Raw genomic sequence first — 18,873 nt, 5'->3', positions numbered from 1 at the left:
CAAGCTATGAACGAACCAAAAGTTGAGATATCAACAGATCAAAAAGAATGGGGAAGCTCCGTAAAGTTTATCAAGAACCAACAGGTAGTTATTTATTACAGGATAACATCCTGCGACATAAATTCAATAAAGATACTGGTGCCGGTGATAGGGCTTGATACCATAACCGATGCCAACGGTATAATGACCGTAGAAGGCTGGAAAAATTTGAAGATAAGTATTGTAAAGAAGGCAGATGACCCGGACGATTTTACAGTAGAGAAAGAGAGAACACCGGGCAAAACCGGCGTTAACATTGTGATATTTACAGATGAGCCCTGCATTTTTTCAATGGCTTTTAAAATAGCAAACAACTCGTTAACAACAGATTTCGGGTATGAATATAAGGATGGCAGTACCCTAATGCCAAAGCCTGTGCCGGGGCAATTTTCCATAGTAATAAGTAACGAGCCTGTATGCCCCACCATTACCAGGTACACCACTACCAGCGCAGCGTTGCTTACCAACGAAGAATACAAGCTTTCGTGGGAGGTGGCCGATGCCGACAACCTGTATATTATTGATGGAGGTGCCAATAAGCAGGACGCCGATCCAAACAAAATGTATCATCCTAGTTCGGGGGAAAAGGAAGTAACATTACTTGCCACCAGTGGTAAAAAAGATAATCCGGCCTTCTCCGCCAAAAAAACCATAACTATTTTAGGGTTGGAACGAACCGGGATTAACCCGGTGCCCGAACCTTTTAACGGTGGTATGCTTTTAAACCTTATTAAAAAAGATGAGCAGACCATGTATGGCCTGGTAATGAACAAAGATACCGGTGTTATATGGCTATGGGAAACCAACGATGGTGTAATATGGACTAACAAGGAAATAGCTTTTAATGATAAGATACCAGCGGTTGCAGCGGGCAGCAGCGGTATTTACTATAACGGGAATATATACCTTATTGCAGGTAGCAGGTTTGACCCTAATGAGAAAAGCTCAAGTGTATATTATTTGAATTTTACTAACAGGCAGTGGCAGGAAATTCCAAACACCGTGTTTACCGAACGCATGGGGCAGGCGGTTGTGATTGTAAAAGATAAACCCGAAGACGTTGGAGATATTTATATGTTGGGCGGGTATGGGCCGGAAGGAACGCTGAACGAAATATTCACCTTTAATATCGCCGATGGTTGGAAACGAGTATTTAACATGAGCCAGCCCCTATGTATGCACACCGCAGTTTTTAAAGACCGGCAATTGCAGATTTTTGGCGGCAGTACCGATGGGCCAAGCAATGCTAACCAGCGCATGAAAGATGCCGTGGGCAGCGCTATCTTATCCAACGATAAAAGCTGGAAGAGCCTTGGGTTTGAAGATTCGCAAATGGTTGAGGCGCTTAAATACAACATTGTTAGCTGTGCTATGGATAAATGTAAAAGTGATACCTTCTTTTTTGGCGTTTACCAGTTAGGCAAATTCTTTTTAAACGTTATTTCACAAATTGAGGGGAGTAAATTAACATCAGTTTTGAGTGGAAAATTTTTAGAATCAGAATATTGCTCCAGCTTGCAGGTAATTGACTTTAAAAGAGCGATTTGGCTTTGCAATGTGTATAATAACAATGCCCTCACCAGCAGTGGCCTAAGATATTTCTTGTTTCAACCCACTAAACCATCCGCACCATGAAAAGCCTTTTTGCCAGCAAAGCGTCCCGTTATTTCTTGCTATTTGCCCTGTTTATTTGTCAGCATGCATCGGCCCAAATTAAAACCGTAATACCGGCAAATAACAAAGACAATATAGTGCCCTCCACTACAGATGGTGTAGAACTGACCTTTAACCTGAATACCCTGCCTGCAAATTGCGAAATTAAATCATGCCAGCTGCAGCTAACTTGCGAAGTGCCGATGAAAGATTACTCACCGCAACTCATTGTGTCATCTGCAACTGGTAAAATGATAACCAACCGTGCACTTAAACCGCTCGAAACTACTAAGGAAACGGTTATCTCTTTAACAATAGGAACTGCCTATTTGCCATCACCCGGCGATACAGGTTACCGGTTGTGGTTAAGGCTTAGCCACTCTATAGCAACAAGCGCCACCTTTTTTTCTGCAAAGGGCACATTGGGCAACAGGCAGGGGTTTGCACCCCGGCTGGTAGTTACCTACAATTATAAGGACGGGGAAAAACCGTCACCCGTTGCCGACTGGGCGTCTCTTTATTCAAATTACCAGCATACTTCGCAAACACCCGTATACATGAAAGGCGGGGCACCGCGAAGTTTTGAAAAAACAGAAGTTGGCGGTATGGGGAAGGTGATGCAAAACCTGGTTATGTACCGCGATCATATTTATATTATTGGCGATAACGGGCCAAATGTATACTCGGTAGATCTTACTACACTAAAAACTGCGGTTGTATCATCAGCGCTTTCGGGCGATAAAAACAACAGCGCGCCGGTTATCGATCAGTTTGGGCACCTGTATCATGCAGCGTTAAACGAATTTGCAGTAACCGATCTTAATAATAACCAATACTCGGGCGCCAGGCAGGCGGCCGGTAATATTAATAACGGGCTTACCGCAGGGCCGGATGGGAGCCTGTATGTTCCCTGCGATAATAGTATCAGCGCTTATACCCCATTTCCGCAAAATGCTTTGATGTGGGATGTGTATATAACAAGTAAAAAAAGCGCGGTAACACTGAACAATGCCGGTACCATTGCCTACGTTTTAACCTATAATAGTGGCAGAACGGCAAGATTGCTCGCTTTTAATGCCAATACCGGTAAACAGATCGGTAATGCGGATATCACCCTTGATGAAGAACCCGGCAGCGACGAATTTTTACCCGCCCCGGTGGTTGATGATAACGGGTACGTTTATATAGCTAATAAAGTAATAGGGGCCAGGCATTTGTATATACTTAAAGAGGGGTTAACTCAATTTAAAGAACAGATAGCCGGCCGGGTTTCAATGCCTGCCGCTATGATAGATGATCACCTTAAAATAAAGGGCATGTATTTTATAAAGGACGATGCCCTGTTTAAGTATGATTCTGATTCTTTAAAAGCAACGCGTTTGATAACGGTTGAAGAAAATCCTCAACAGCTGTTTTCAGTACGCTCATTTATAACCGATCAAAGTAACGGTATTTACTACTGCAGGGTTGGTGAAGCTGCTTTTTACTATAAGCCCGCAACTTCAAACACCTTTGTCAAAACAGAAGTGCCCGGTATTAACTTCGAAAAAAACTTAACGATAGGTGTTGATGGTAGCTTATACACTGCCGTAGGTAACAGTTTGATAGCGGTAAAGGCAACATCATACCGCAATAGCTACGAGCTAAAAACGCCTGGTGAGGACCAATACCGCAATAACATAAGTTTCACCGGAAATTACCTCACCATCCAGGATGAATTCATCTTTAGTAACTACAAATATTTAAAAGCGATAAACGGCATTACTTTTTTAGGTAAGACAACGCTTACTAAAAATGCCGAAGTATTATTAAAAGTTGGGAAAGGTGGCAGCGGCGTTAGTTTCGGCAACAATTTTACGGTAAACAAAGGAGCTGTTTTACAAATAAAAACCAGTAACTGATAATATTGAGGTTAGGGCGTTTTACGCCCGCCAATATAAAATTTGCTTTACGGGGCATGTGTTATTGTGCCCGATTATAAAAATATCCAATTAAATAAATCCAAGATGGAAAAGTTCGCGCTCAAAATGGCCGATGGGTCCGTGTTACTCGCAGGTAAACTCACCTTTATCGTATTAGTAATACTACTATAAGCCGGCACATCATCGGCGCAAAAAAAAACGCCTTAAAAGTAGTAATGGCACGCCTGCAAAAGGCAGAAGATATAAATTACAAACTACACAGCAGGTGGTAGCATCTGTAAACAAATAATAAGCAATCCCTTCGTTTTATGAAAAAGTTATTGTCAACCTCATCTGTAACAGCTGCAAAATCTGCGGCAGGCCTTAAATTTTTTATCATCGTTTTACTGATGGCGATGCAGTGTACAATTGTGTTAGGCCAAAAAAAGCCTGTAAAAGGTGCTTTAAAAGCAGTAAACGACGATGGTAAGCCGACGCTTTATATTAGCCCTGCCGGTAATGTTGGTATAGGCACCAGCGGGGCACAGCAAAAACTCGCCGTAAACGGCGATGTGGGCTTAATGGGCAATGCTTTATATTTTAACGAAGATCAAGGTGATCATAGTTCATTTATAAAAGCTAACTATGTTAATGAGCATACACAATTAACTGATTACCACTTAAGCATTGGCGGGTTTAACGGCGTTAACGTGGGTAATTTCTCCAGTAATAGCGGCCAATACTTCCCCTTTTTAAAAGTAGGCACTGGCAGGCAAAGCGGCGTGGTTGATATTATGACCGATAAGCGCGTGGGCGATAGCCACCCTACGGGCCTGATGCTTTACGCAACAGGCAATATGGAGAAAGGCCGTGGAGTGGAGTTTAGGACCACTGATGCTTCTGAGGGGGTGGGCTTTAGCAAAAATGCGATGTATCAAACCGGGATTGGCAGAAGCCTTAATTTTATGGTAAACGGCGATGGCAACGTGCTTTTTTTTACACGCGATGCCGAGCGGATGTTTATAAACAGCAACGGCCTGGTAGGCATAAAAAATGACCTTAATGTTGCCGGCCATCTGTCGTTGGGGGGCAAGATCTATTGGGACTGGCCCGACCGGTCAATATCACAGGTTACAGGTTTAGGGGGAGCGGCATATATTAATTTCTCAAATTCTAATGCCAATACAGGTAACAGCGATGGTGGTTTCAGGTTTAGCGATCATGGTGTAGCAGCGCCGGCAATGCGCATCAGGAACGGTTTCGTAGGTATCGGTACCGACGATCCGCAATTCCCGCTGGAGGTAAGAGGAGAAAGAAAAAGTGGTACCGGATATGCCGGAAAAGAATTTACCAGGTACGGTGTAAGTGATGTTATGAGCGGTAGGGGCTTTGGAACCTGCAGCGTTTTTGCCAGCGGTGATTTTGTTACACGGAATGCTTTTGTAGGCTCGTACAACAGCGATTTTTCTGATATCCGCCTAAAAAAAGATATTCATAAAAGTTCTTCGCAGCAGGATCTGGCAACGCTGCGACGTGTAGAGGTATCTGACTATAAGATGATCGATACCATCAATAACAACCACTCGTACAAAAAAGTGATAGCCCAGCAAGTACAGCATGTTTACCCGCAAGCGGTAGGCGTTAGCTTCAATACTTTGCCCGATGTATTTCAAAACGCGGTTTCGGTAACGCATCAGCAGGATAGCCTTTATCTCATCACCGTTGCTAATCCTCAGCATTTAAAAGCAGGGGATAAGATCGAACTAAAGTTTGCCGAACTGGCCGATGCAAATGTATCGGTTACCAAAATTAACAGCGATAGAAGCTTCACTGTGGCCTCGGCCATTGCGCTTGATCAGCAAAAAGGTGTCTTCGTTTACGGCCATCCGGCAACAGATGTATTAACAATTGATTACGACGCCATCAGTATGCTTAACGTATCTGCCACGCAACAACTGGCCAAAACTATTGATGAGCAGCAAAAAGAAATTGCACAGCTTAAAGCGCAAAACACGGCAATTATGCTGGAGAATGAAAAGCTTAAAAACGACCAGGCCGCAACAAAAGTCACAGTTAATGATGTGCTGGCCCGGTTAGCCAAAGTAGAAGCACTGAGCGCTGCTAAACAGGCAATGGCCCAGTTAAAATAAAATAAATATTGATTTAAAATAGCATGAAGGAATTTCTATTCGTTTTGCAGCAGGCATCAGTTAAGTTGTTGCTTGTTGCTTTGTTGTTGGGTTTGAGTGTGGCGGTAGTTTCTGCGCAAACTAATAAGAAACCGCTTAAAGCCAAAGGAGGAGCCCCGCCCGCCGCACCCGCATTATTCATTAAGGCCGATGGTAACGTGGGTATCGGTGTTGAAAACCCGATTAATAAACTCCAGTTGGGCGGCGACCTCCACATGAACGGTAACACTATTTATTTCAGGGAAAATGCCTCCGATAAATTTAATTACATCAGATGGAACAACCCGGATACCACATGGGTAAAGCGTGATGATAAAATGGATGTGGCTGGCTTCAAGGGTGTGCGCCTGGGCGATGTTTATGATAAGCGTAGTTTTTTCCCGGTGTTATCTGTTGGCAGGTGGCGCAACTTTAAAGGTAAAGATGAGCGGACGCCGGCGGTAGAAATTCAGGCAGAAGCAAGAACAGAGGGTAACCGGCCGGGCCAGCTGGCTTTATACGTATCAGGTAATTTTGAGAGCCGCGGGCAGGGAGTAGAGTTTAAGAATACCACAGGTACGTCGGGTATTGGGTTTACTAAAAACACCATCTACACCGCAGGTACTAACAATGGACAGGTAATTGACCAGGAACTGAATTTAGAAGTATTAAGAAACGCCGACATGAGATTTAAAACAAACGGTATCGAGCGGCTGCGGATAGACGGCAGCGGCAACATATGGACCAATGGCGGCGCTGTTTACCTGCGTGGTGGGTTTGATGATAAAAACCAATACGTTAAATGGAAACCCTATTTAAATAATACTGAAATACCAACTAACGACAGGCTGCAAATTGGCGGCTGGAACGGCGTAGAGATAGGCTCGAGCCGGGACAATGTAAATAATATAATGGTTGTGGATCAAAAGGGTTTTGTAGGTATTGGTGAATCAGAACCTCAGTTTCCGCTTCATGTAACCCGCCAGCGGGGAGGGGAAAGCAATCTTATTCGCGGCGGCGAATATGGTTATACCAGCAGTGGGCCAACAAACCAACGGTATTATACCAATGTGTCAATTTTGGCCGGCGGGCATATTGCAACCCATAATGCGTTGATATCAGCGTCAAACACCAATTATTCGGATATCAGGCTCAAGAAAAATATAACTGCAACATCCTCCCGCGACGACTTGGAGAAACTGAGAAGTATAGCGGTGATGAACTATAAAATGATTGATACCGTTAGCGACAATAACCAATATAAAAAAGTAATAGCCCAGCAGGTACAAAAGGTTTATCCGGATGCAATCAACACTACATTTAACACCCTGCCCGATGTTTATCAGCATGCTTTATCGGTAACAAGCCGCGTAGACAGCTTGTACATCATAACACTTGCAAAAGCTGCCCCGATAAAGGCAGGAGATGTACTGGAGTTTAAATGCTCGAAAACAAATGATGCCAGGGGGACCGTTATTAATGTTAGCGACGGCGGGAAAACATTCACCATACACTCTGCAACCATACTAACGGGCCAGAAAGATATTTTCGTTTACGGCCACCCTGCAACGGATGTGCTTACGGTTGATTACGATGCCATCAGCATGCTTAACGTATCGGCTACCCAGCAACTGGCCAAAACCATTGATGAGCAGGAAAAGCGAATAGCGGCGCTTGAAAAACAGGTGGAGCAGCTTTCACAAATGGTTACCGCGCTTATCCCGAAAACAAAGGATAGTAAAACTGAAATTGCCGCGCAGGTAACTGCATCTGTTCCCAAATAAATTTGGCCTTCAAAATAAACTGACCCCATGAAAAGAGACAACATCAGACGCAAAAAGGTCACAAAGAACAAAAGCAATAGGCATGCATTTGGAAGAAATGCTATTTATCACCTCGCATCAGATGCGTAAGCCAGTTGCCAACATCCTGGGAATTATTGAGATAATCAACGGTGATTGTGCCTGTCTTTCGGTGGCAGAATTAAAAAAGCGAAGCAAGTACTTTCAATCTCCAGCTGAAGAACTGGACGGGTATGTGACAAACCTTAATGGCTTTATCGAGCAAGCGGGACAGGGCTATCACTTAAAACAGATGAGTTAAAATTGGTGAGTCCTAAAAATCTCAAATCCACTCACTGGATTACGCACTTCTTTATGCGGTTCGGTGGCTTTTATGTCGTTTTGATATCAAACTTGGCGGAGAGCTAGGGACTGCAATCGAACACTTTATATCCTTTTTAATATTTTTGAACGACTCAATTTATGCGCAGACACGGGGAACACAGATGCGGAGGCCAAACCGAATGTGGCCTAATTCATGGAGTACTTTTTATAAGAATTAGGTTTTTGGTAACGGTTATTTTTAAATCGGTATCGATAAATTTTTCAAACTCGCCTATGGTTAGTACCCGAGGAAGTTTATCGTTTAACCAGTACTGATCATCCCAAGAAGGCATAAATTCTGTAAATGGGGATACCGTCACCCCAAGAATATATTTAAAATGGGAAATATTATAATTCGTTCCTTCTTGGTGCGTTAAGAACCATTTTACTTTTTCGTCAACATCATTAAGACCTTTATGAATTACGTTCTTTAATCTATGTTGGAGAGCTTTCGTTTGACCGCCAAAAATTCCAAATGAACGGGCTACAGCTTTACACTCTATTAATATTAAAATATCACCTTTGGCAACTGAAAAATCGACCTGCTTTGATGTGCCGTCCAATCCTTTTGACTCTGTTGTTGGAAGGTAGCTTTTTTGATATTTTAAAGCATTTTCAAGTAGCTCGCCTTTAAAGTTGCGTTCTTTTAGAGGTAAGCTATAAAAAAGATTATAAAGAACATTGCCAATGATAGAATGGTCTACAAAAATATCTTTTACGTCTTGCGCAGGAATGAAAACACGTAGCGGGCCAAAGTTATCCAAAAATATCTCGCGCCTGTTTACCTCACTTAAGGTTAAGAAATTAAAAGCTTTCTCGATCTCTGTATTATCATAAGGGATAGCCATATTTAAATATTGAGTGGTAACGGCCCAGTTTTCTTTGATTCCGTTCATGTACTCAGCCAAATGATATATTCTATAGCTTTTAAACATAAGGTTCGCTGCTGTTACCAAATCTTTATCATTGATGATTTCAACATTAAGGGTGCTACCGATATCTGTAATCAGGGCTATAACGTATTCGAGCTTTGCACCCCACCTGGTATGAAAATCATTTGCAAATTCAAGATGCGCTGACAAATAAGTTTTTATATCGAAAACATTAAACCCAAAATTCGGAATGCCGCCATCGATAAACTCTAACCCCAATAATTCTGTAATAGGGTCTGAATAGCCTTCCTTAGTCCGATCAGCGATTATTTGTGTCAAAAGAATCAGACCTTTACCCGAAGATTCGGGTATTTTAAACACAGTTCCAGTTGCAGAAGCTGTCATGGAATTGGATCGACTGTCATAGTTTTCGATTAGGCTTTCCAGTTCTCTGCTTCGGTCATCTAATAAGATTTTATCATTTTTGTGATCAACCACTAAATTAGCACCTTTGGCAGTGATACGGCTTTTTGATCCGGTAAGCCAAAGTTCATAAGCTAGTATCTCAAGTTCATAATACTCTAATAAGTTCTGTTCGTCAAATTTGGTCAAAACCAATTGAGAGGGAAGCTCCAAAAATCGTTGTTTTTCCGTTTCGAATTTCGGCTGCATAAATAAGCCGTTAAAGACATCATCCACTTCGATATCTGTAGATAAAGAAATGTGGTCGCATTTTTTCATTAATCCATATTTCTGGATGGCGGCTACAATAATATTTCGACATACCATTATTGTTTCAGGGCGGTGGTCATCACCTAAGGTATTTGGCGCAACTCGTCGAGTAACATGTAGCCAATAATATATGGAATATTTTTCAACGATAGTTTTCATTTTCCCTTCTATAAAGGATTTGAAATCTTGCAAATATTGCGAGGCTTCATCAAATGAGTAAATGCCGTCAGGTATTTGTTGCCAAAATTCTTTTCGATATTTATTTGATGGTCTAATTAAATGGCTAACTATTGCGTGAAAATAATGAAAAGCTAAAGTATGATAATTGTATAAAAACGTTTTGGGAACATTTTTATACCTCATTCGCTCTTCAAGTCGTTCACGATAAGTTTTTGGGCGCTCTGTTAAACGCCTAGCAATCGTTTTAGGTTGTTTTTTTCTTTTTTTAGTCATTTTATATGACGAGATATTTTTAGTTCTCGCGAAAATAAATACAAGCTACGATTCGTGTCTTATCATAAGAACGGTCATTGCTTATATTTTGCTGGTGATAAAAGAAATATATTGTTATTTTTTAGAAAAAAAGGGATAATCATACGATTATCCCTTCAGCGGAGAGGGAGGGAACAATGATGGATGTCAAATTCCTTATAAATCAATGCTTTATATATCTGCATTTTCCAAAGGTCACCGAATAGGTCACCTGAAAATAGTTCAATTATCGCTAATGTTTATAGTGTGAATTTCGATGACTTTTTACAACATTTCCAAATTAGTGGCTTAATTTCTTTTAAAAAGGCATCCGCTTACATTGTAATTTTTTCCAATCACACTACTTTATTCAAGTTCTTAAACTCAGTTGGAGGACAGCCATATTTTGCTTTAAAAGATGTGGAAAAATAATTAGCACTGGAAAATCCTACCATATATGCTATTTCGGATACAGGTAGATTTTCATTATTTAACAAATACACCGCCTTTTTAAGTCGGCGGTCCAATAGGTAATCATTGACAGTGTAACCTAATAGTGCTTTAACTTTTCTGTACAATTGGATTCGGGATATGCCGATGCTCCTGCAAATATCATCTACGCTGAAATTTTCATTGGATATGTTCTTTTCTACAATCCCGGAAAAATCATTAACGAATTTTTTATCAATTGATCTCGATATACCGGATTTCACCGGAATAGGCAGGTCACTGGTAAAATGCTCCTTTAATATCTTTCTGTTTCGAATAAGATTATTTACAGCAGCCAGTAAATAATCAAACTGAAAGGGCTTGGAAACATAAATATCTGCGAGCGATTCTAAACCGGAGATCTTTTGATCGTTACTTGATTGTGCGGTGAGCATAATCACCGGAATATGCGAAGTCCTCAGGTCGGTTTTTAATTGTTCGGTAATTGTTTTGCCGGACAGCCCAGGTAAAACTACATCGGTTAAGATAAGATCAGGCACTTTTTCGTATGCCTGAATTAAAGCGTCATTGCCGTTATTGGCAGTATAAACGTCGAAGTGTTCACTGAATTTTTGATTAAGATAATTAAGAAGGTCCTGGTTGTCCTCAATAATAAGAATTGAGAATTCGTTTGGGGTTTGGGTAAATGCAGGAGTTTCCGTAAATGAAAACATCTCATTATCCATCAGGCAGGAATTACTCTGCTCATCCATATCCGGCCATTCATTTTTGAAATAAGTTTTTTCAGATTCTTTTAAGTGGGCATCGCCAAGTGGCAGTGTTATTGTAAATGTAGTGCCTTCCCATTTTTTTGTCGTTACAGTAATATTACCATGGTGTCGTCCCACAATCTCTTTTGTAAGCGCCAGACCTATTCCCGAGCCAACACGCGGGTGGTTGTCAGCCTGGTAAAACTGGTCAAAAACCAATGCCGCTTCCTCCTGGGTCATTCCAACACCATTGTCCTGAACATCAATGTATACTTGACCATGATCCCGTCTTAGATAAAGCTTAACTATACCCGCATCCGGGATAAATTTAATAGCATTGGAAATAAGATTAAAGAATACCTTATCCAGCAAGTGTACATCAAACCATACCTGGATATCTTTTTCGGATGGAACCAGGTATAGCTGAATCTTAGATTTTTTGGCGTGCAGTCTAAAACTGTCAATAATTTCCCGGCAGAATGCTATAATATTGTTCTCTGATGCCTGTATAGTCGTTTTGTCAATCTCTAATTTGCGATAATCTATTAACTGGTTGACAAGTCTTAACAGGCGATATGCATTTTTATTCACCATTTTTAAACTGTTGCCTATAACTTCCACCGCTTTTTCATTTTTGAGCATATCCTGAAGCGGTGAGATCATTAATGTTAAAGGTGTTCTGAATTCGTGGGTTACATTAGTGAAGAAGTTTAAACGGGCCTCTGTTGCGGCTTCGACCTTTGCAGACATTTCTACCAGCTGTTCACCTTTTCTAATGATCTCCTCGTTCTTTAATGCAAGGTGACGGTTTATTTTTCTGTTTTCCACCAGGAAGTAGAAGGCTAAGCCACCCGATATGATAGCAAGCACAAGTGTAGTCACTATTATATTCAATACAGTTTGCTGGCTTTTGTAAATTAACTGCTGCTCGGCTAATAAGCCCTGTTGTTTAATAATATCATTTTGCTGGCTGTTGATCTTGTTGGTCTGCATTTTCATCAGCCTCACATTAGATGTATCGATCACGAGCGATTGTAATATATTTACTTTCGAAAAGGGCTCGTTATTAAGAATTTGAAATGCAGTTAAAATTGCTTCTTTACCTAAGGTAGGGTATACCAGGCTGGCCGCTATAGATCTGTCATACACCATTTGCATTCCACCACCCTCTCCCGGACAGGCATCTACCCCTATAATTGTTATTTTTTTACCTGGATAAAGCTCTTTAAAAACGGCTTCAGATCCAAGAGCCATATCATCATTGTGAGCGAAAACCGCATTTATATTTTTCAACTCCGGACGTAATTTTATCAATTTTTTTTCTGCGTCCTGCTTCACCCAGTTGCCCTGCAGCCTGGCTTTGATTTGAATATTTGGAAATTTTTTAATACCATCTGTGAAACCCCTGTCGCGTTCTGAAGCCGGGGATGATCCAGGCAACCCCAATACTTCAATCAGGTTAATTTGTCCCTTTGAAATTGTCCCCAGGTATTTTGCAGCAAGTTTTCCTATTTCGTAGTTATCAGCGCCTATATATGCTGTATATAAGGAGGATTTGGTTTTCCGGTCAATAACAATAACGGGGATACCTCTTCGATAAGCCTCCTCTACAACTCCGGTGAGAGGTTCCGCTTCGTTTGGCGAAATGATCAATAAATCGAGTTTGTCAAGCATGGCGGAGACCTGCGCTATCTGTGTTTCGCTGTTGCCGTGTGCATCAGCATATACAAAATCTACACCGGGATGCAGCGATAGTTCAGTTTTCATTTCATCCAGCATCGTTCTCCTCCAAAGGTCAAGGCCTGTGCATTGCGAAAAGCCAATGGTGTAGCTGTTTTTCCGCAGGGATGAGGTGCAGTTTATATTACAAAAACTGATGAAAGCTAGTATAGCCGTCATTAAAAAAGCGCACGAAGGTTTTTTTTTAAACATTAGGCTCAAAAAATAGGGCGTCAATAATTGATTCAGCAGGATGCTGTTATAAAGGTATGCAATATGTTCTCATTTAAAAATGTAAATAGGCCTCCTTACCAGCACTGTATTACTAAAAGGATACAATAACGAAGAATTACTGGTACAAAATTATAGCATATTGATTTCGATTAGATGTTTTTTATTATAAGTAATTGATAACTAATGTGTTGTATTTGGGTACAATTTTGAAGGATTTTGTGTCGATTTCATTGACATCAAACCTTTGGCCGGCAATACCTTGCGGCTTTATAAACCAATAAAAACCATTTCTTTCAATTATGAACAAAAATTCTGTCATGGCATGGTCCATGGTCGTTGCTCTTGGCGGCTTCCTGTTTGGATTTGATACCGCGGTAATTTCCGGCGCGGAAAAAGCAATACAGCAGTATTGGCATCTTTCTGTATTTGAGCATGGTATTACCATATCCATAGCTCTAATCGGTACCGTTTTCGGTTCACTTTTCGGCTCAAGGCCCTCTGACCAGTTCGGAAGAAAGAAAACCCTGTATTTTGTAGCTGTCGCATATTTGCTGGCATCTTTAGGAACAGCACTTACTCATAGCTGGATTTTTTTCTTACTATTCCGTTTCCTTGGAGGGCTGGGTGTAGGCGCATCATCAGTCACAGCGCCAATTTATATTTCGGAGGTCTCACCTGCAGAAAAGCGCGGCAGGCTGGTGGGCTTGTTCCAATTCAATGTGGTACTGGGAATTCTCGTATCCTATTTATCCAATTATCTGATTAGCCAGTTGGGTGATGCATCCTGGCGCCTTATGCTTGGTGTACAAGCCTTACCGTCTCTGGTTTTTCTTTCACTTATTTATTTTATACCTGAAAGCCCCCGTTGGCTTATTCTTAAAAGGGGAGATACAGAAACTGCCTATTCCATACTCAAGATCATTGATCCTGTAAATGCCGACCAGGAGCTGATCGCGATCAAAAACTCCGGCTCTTTAAATGCGGATAAAAGTGATTCTACCCTTTTTTCCATGCGTTACAAAACACCAGTGCTACTGGCCATAGTTTTCGCGGTTTTTAATCAGGTTTCGGGGATTAATGCCATTATTTATTATGCTCCTCGCATTTTTGAAATGGCCGGTTTAGGTGCGCATTCTTCGCTGCTATCAACGGTTGGTATAGGGGCCATTAATTTTATTTTTACCCTGCTTGGTATCAATATTATTGATAAAGTAGGCAGGCGCATCCTCATGCTGGTAGGCTCGGTAGGGCTAATCGTATCCCTTTTGCTTGTATCGTTTACCTTTTATTCCGGAAGTTTCAGTGGTTTTTCCATCCCGGTATACATGATGATATTCATTGCCTTCTTTGCTTTTTCCCAGGGGGCCGTCATATGGGTATTCATCTCCGAGATATTTCCAAACCAGGTCCGGGCAAAGGGACAAACACTGGGCAGTTCCACACACTGGATCATGGCTTCTCTTATCGCTTTCTTTTTTCCATACCTGGCAGAAAAGGTTGGTGGAGGGGCCACCTTCTGTTTCTTTGGAGTAATGATGATTTTACAGCTATTCTTCGTGCTGCGTTTCATGCCGGAAACCAAAGGCAAATCTCTTGAACAGATAGGATCAACTTTTAATATCCACTAAGATGGCTGATGAAATAACAAACTTATTTAACCCGGTGATCTGCTATGGCGAGGTTTTATGGGATATGTTGCCGGATGGGCCGCAGATTGGCGGAGCTCCATTAAATGTAGCTTATCACTTATCTAAGCTTAATGTAAAAAGCAGCATTATTAGTAAGGTTGGAAATGATTTAAGTGGCTATAAAATAAGTTCCATTTTTGATAAATGGGGTTTGGACAAATCTTATTTACAAGTTGACGAAGAACACTCAACCAGCAAAGTTCTTGTAAAGCTGAATGAGCGAAACGATGCGCAATACGAGATTCTATACCCCGTGGCCTGGGATTTTATAAATCCTGTTTACGCTTTTCCATCCGGTATTACAAATGCCCATTATCTTATTTATGGGAGCCTTTCATCCCGTAATGAAACATCAAAAGCCACTTTGTTTAACATGCTTGACCATGATCTGATAAAGGTGCTCGATGTTAATATGCGTGATCCTTACGTGAAAAAAGCAGACTTAGAATATTTGTTGACCAGGGCGGATATTGTGAAAGCCAACAGAGAAGAGTTAAAAAGAATCTCCCTGCTTTTTGGTGGATGCTACGAAAGTGAGAAAGATAAAGTGAACTTTCTGGTAGACAAGTTTAATATCGCTGAGGTAATTATAACGAAGGGCGCAAATGGGGCTTCCTATTTTATTGATGGCGGGTGCTTTTCCACTACTTCTCCTCAAATCAGGGTAGCAGACACGATTGGAAGCGGCGACGCATTTTTGGCGGCTTTTATAGCAGGCAGGCACTCCGGTCATAATCCTCAAACCACCTTATATAATTCAATTGCGATGGGCGCATTTATATCAACTAAGAAAGGAGGTTGTCCCGAGTACGAAATCAAAGATTTTGAAACCTTTAAAACGAAATCAAAAACCAAATCCAATAATCTAAAAACCAATTAAATGAGAAAATTATTACTTATTTTTTCTTTGCTCTTTTTAATAATGTGCAAAGGATATGCGCAATCGCGCATCATTAAGGGTATTGTCACCGACAACACATCCAAACCACTTGTTGGCGCAACAGTAACGATTATAGAGACACAAAAAGGAACCATTACTGATGGAAGCGGAAACTTCCAGCTTGCAGTGGAAAATGGCCAGACTGTTAACGTATCGTATATTGGAGCAAAGCCTGTATCGGTTAAAGTGACGGGTGAAACCAAATTCCTGCAAATTAAAATAGAGGATACGAACACCTCGCTAAGCGAAGTAGTAGTTACAGGGTACACCTCAGAACGTAAAAAAGATCTTACTGGTGCTGTTGCAGTGGTAGATTTAACACCCGTTAAAAATAACAGTTCCGGAAATACCATGCAGGCACTTCAGGGACGGGTTGCAGGTCTTTACATTGAGAAAGATGGATCAGCCAATGGCGCTACCAGCAGAATATTAATCAGAGGAGCCAATACATTAGGAAATACTGATCCTTTATATATAATTGACGGTATTCCAACGACCAGGCCTGAAGTTTTCCAAAATCTATCTCCGTCTAATATAGCTTCCGTACAAGTACTTAAAGACGCTTCGGCCGCCTCTATTTATGGTTCACGGGCATCCAACGGCGTAATCATCGTTACTACCAAAAACGGGGGCAACACCAACGGCGCAGTTCAGTTCCAGCTAAACAGCAGTACATCTTTTCAGACAGAGAAGCCGTTTAGGTTTAAAATGCTGAACTCCATTGACAGGGGCAAAGCGCTATGGCAGGCCTCCGTTAATGACGGACAGGACCCAACGGCTGGTTATGGCGAGATCTATAATTTTGACTGGAATAACAATTTCACAAACCCGGTATTAAATGGCGTTACCTTAAAACCATTAGTTGGCGGCGACCCTAATACACTTGCAGGCGATACCGACTGGCAAAGCGTGGTTTACAAAACGGCCGTTGTAACCAATAACGATTTTACCGCCTCGGCCGGCAACAAGAATTCATCAGTTCAGATCAATTTTTCAGATATCAGAAATACCGGTCTGGCACGTTTTACAAAATATAAAAGAACCTCCGGGAGCATTAACGCTATTACCCGTGCCTTTGAAGGTAGGGCCAGTTTTGGTGTTAATTTAAAAATAGCAAATTCTAATGAAACCTTAACAGGGAATGATTTAGGGGGCGCACCTGTGCCGGGATTGGCCATTACACTTGCCCCAACCATACCTGTCTTCCAAAAAGACGGCGTAACTTATGCGGGCGAATCAGGGGCCGGCTATTCAGACAGAAACAATGCATTACACGTTTTAGACCTGGCTAAATGGAATAACGCGAATCGTGTAAATACTTTCGGAAATGTATTTTTAGAAATAGAACCCGTAAAGAATCTTTTTTTCAAGTCCAATTTCGGTGCTGATAACAACAATTATCTAAATAAAGTTATTTCACCCACTTTTACAGAAGGAGCTTTAAGCCGTACCACAAACAGCCTGTTTTATGACCAGAACCACTTTTTAAGTACGACCTGGTCAAATACGCTGCGGTATAATTACGATCTTAATTCAAGCAATCACTTTAAGTTCCTTGTCGGAACTGAATACGTAAAAACAAATATTGACTTTCAAACTACGCTAAAACAAGGTTTCGCGATCCAAACCGAGGATTACTTTACGATTGATGCCGGTACAGGTAATACGTCAGTCACCGGCAGATCAACCGGTAACCGGCTGTTTTCACAATTCGCCCGTGTGGATTTCAGCAATTCGGATAAATATCTTGCCTCAGTGACCGTGCGAAGAGATGGATCTTCTAGGTTCGGAGCGGATAAGCAGTATGGTATTTTTCCGGCGGCTTCAATCGGTTGGAGATTAGGGCAGGAAGAATTTATAAAGAAAACAAACATCTTTTCTGACCTGAAATTACGTGTAGGTGCGGGCCGTGTAGGAAACCAGGAAATCGGGGATCTGTCGCGCTATATTTTATTTAATACGCGTTATGGCACTACACAATCTCAGTTAACGCCTGGTTTTTGGGAGGATTACATGAACATCGGCACAGCATATTCCTTATCGGGTGCAAATACGGGGACCCTGCCATCGGGTTTTGTACAGACACAGGCAGCAAATCCCGCGCTGAAATGGGAAACGACAGATGAATTGAACGCAGGCGTCGACTTTTCTATTCTCAGAGATAAAATAACCGGCTCATTCGATTACTTTACACGTAAAACCTCCGGAATATTGATAACACCTCCGGTAGCTTCTGCTTTAGGCGAGGGGCAGTCAAAAACCGTAAACGGTGCTGAAAAGACGAACAGGGGCTGGGAATTTTTAGTTACCTATCACGGTCAGCAAAGCGGTGATTTCAATTATAATGTAACATTGAATTTGTCGCATTTTAGGGATAAGATCACCAGCTTACCGGAAAACGTAAGGCCGGCTTACCCGGGCAACCTGGTAAATACCATACTTGGCCATTCTCAATTTGATATATTCGGTTACAAAACCGATGGCTTATTTCAATCCCAGGCTGAAGTAGATGCTGCGCCAACACAGATAGGCGCCGGGCCCGGGCGTATCAGGTATGTAGATATCAATGGTGATAATGTAATCAATGACCTGGACCAAACCTGGATCGGCACAAGCCTGCCTTCTTTAGAATACGGTTTGAGGATAGACTTAAACTACAAAAAGTTTGACCTGTCAATATTTGGCTCGGGCGTATCAGGGAGGAAAGGCTTTGATATCTATACATCGTTTAATAGTTTGATGAGAAGCCGTGAGAATGTTGGCCCCGGCGTACTTAACGGCTGGACACCCCAGAATACAAGTTCAACCATCCCGGCAATCACATTAAAGGATAATAATAATGAAATGAGGACATCGGATTACTTCATCCTCAATACTTCCTATTTCAAAGTGCGGAATGTGCAGCTGGGATATTCGATCGAGCCAAGGAAAGTATTTACAAGGTTGCGGGTATTCGCTATGGCTGAGAACCTTTTGACCTTAAAAAGTAAGGAATTTACAAGCCCCGATCCGGAACGGACCGACCTTAACCGTGTCCCGATCCCCCGTGTGTTCACATTTGGTATCAATGCATCATTTTAATTTAAAGAATC

The 18,873-nt window shown here is 41.6% G+C and carries 10 protein-coding genes; 8 read left to right on the top strand and 2 right to left on the bottom strand.

The features are described 5' to 3' along the window. The first annotated feature begins 6 nt into the window (after positions 1 to 6). The 5 genes from WC743_RS08115 (at position 7) to WC743_RS08095 (ending at position 7,864) form a co-directional block, all read left to right on the top strand. Positions 7 to 1,674 carry a hypothetical protein gene (locus WC743_RS08115; RefSeq protein WP_373011405.1) on the top strand — a complete coding sequence of 556 codons (1,668 nt, stop codon included), beginning with the start codon at positions 7 to 9 and terminating at the stop codon, positions 1,672 to 1,674. Further along, positions 1,671 to 3,593 (top strand): hypothetical protein, encoded by a 1,923-nt coding sequence (locus tag WC743_RS08110; protein WP_373011404.1) that lies wholly within the window; start codon positions 1,671 to 1,673, stop codon positions 3,591 to 3,593. Before WC743_RS08115 ends, WC743_RS08110 begins: the two co-directional genes overlap by 4 nt. Positions 3,594 to 3,922: 329 nt before the next feature. Next, entirely contained in the window at positions 3,923 to 5,743 is a 1,821-nt protein-coding gene (locus WC743_RS08105) for a tail fiber domain-containing protein (RefSeq protein ID WP_373011403.1), read from the top strand. A 23-nt stretch (positions 5,744 to 5,766) separates the two neighbouring features. Continuing rightward, on the top strand, positions 5,767 to 7,545 hold the full coding sequence (locus WC743_RS08100; RefSeq protein ID WP_373011402.1) for a tail fiber domain-containing protein: 1,779 nt from the start codon (positions 5,767 to 5,769) through the stop codon (positions 7,543 to 7,545). Positions 7,546 to 7,627: 82 nt separating this feature from the next. Beyond that, on the top strand, positions 7,628 to 7,864 hold the full coding sequence (locus tag WC743_RS08095) for a hypothetical protein (RefSeq protein ID WP_373011401.1): 237 nt from the start codon (positions 7,628 to 7,630) through the stop codon (positions 7,862 to 7,864). Positions 7,865 to 8,078: 214 nt separating this feature from the next. On the opposite strand, the gene WC743_RS08090 is transcribed toward WC743_RS08095, so the two are convergent. Next, on the bottom strand, positions 8,079 to 9,983 hold the full coding sequence (locus tag WC743_RS08090; protein WP_373011400.1) for a hypothetical protein: 1,905 nt from the start codon (positions 9,981 to 9,983) through the stop codon (positions 8,079 to 8,081). A 374-nt stretch (positions 9,984 to 10,357) separates the two neighbouring features. Then, positions 10,358 to 13,099: a substrate-binding domain-containing protein gene (locus WC743_RS08085; protein WP_373011399.1), complete on the bottom strand. Its 2,742-nt coding sequence runs from the start codon at positions 13,097 to 13,099 to the stop codon at positions 10,358 to 10,360. A gap of 353 nt (positions 13,100 to 13,452) precedes the next feature. On the opposite strand from WC743_RS08085, the gene WC743_RS08080 reads away from it, so the two are divergent. Genes WC743_RS08080 through WC743_RS08070 form a run of 3 tightly spaced genes read left to right on the top strand, consistent with a single transcriptional unit; the run spans position 13,453 to position 18,862 of the window. Beyond that, positions 13,453 to 14,781 carry a sugar porter family MFS transporter gene (locus WC743_RS08080; protein WP_373011398.1) on the top strand — a complete coding sequence of 443 codons (1,329 nt, stop codon included), beginning with the start codon at positions 13,453 to 13,455 and terminating at the stop codon, positions 14,779 to 14,781. Between the two features lies 1 nt (position 14,782). Beyond that, positions 14,783 to 15,721 carry a carbohydrate kinase gene (locus WC743_RS08075; RefSeq protein ID WP_373011397.1) on the top strand — a complete coding sequence of 313 codons (939 nt, stop codon included), beginning with the start codon at positions 14,783 to 14,785 and terminating at the stop codon, positions 15,719 to 15,721. Continuing rightward, entirely contained in the window at positions 15,722 to 18,862 is a 3,141-nt protein-coding gene (locus WC743_RS08070) for a SusC/RagA family TonB-linked outer membrane protein (protein WP_373011396.1), read from the top strand. The last annotated feature ends 11 nt before the right edge of the window (positions 18,863 to 18,873 follow it).

Source organism: Mucilaginibacter sp., from assembly GCF_041660805.1.
Classification (GTDB): domain Bacteria; phylum Bacteroidota; class Bacteroidia; order Sphingobacteriales; family Sphingobacteriaceae; genus Mucilaginibacter.
Note: the sequence above shows the minus strand (reverse complement) of the source record. Positions and strands in the feature narration are given on the sequence as shown.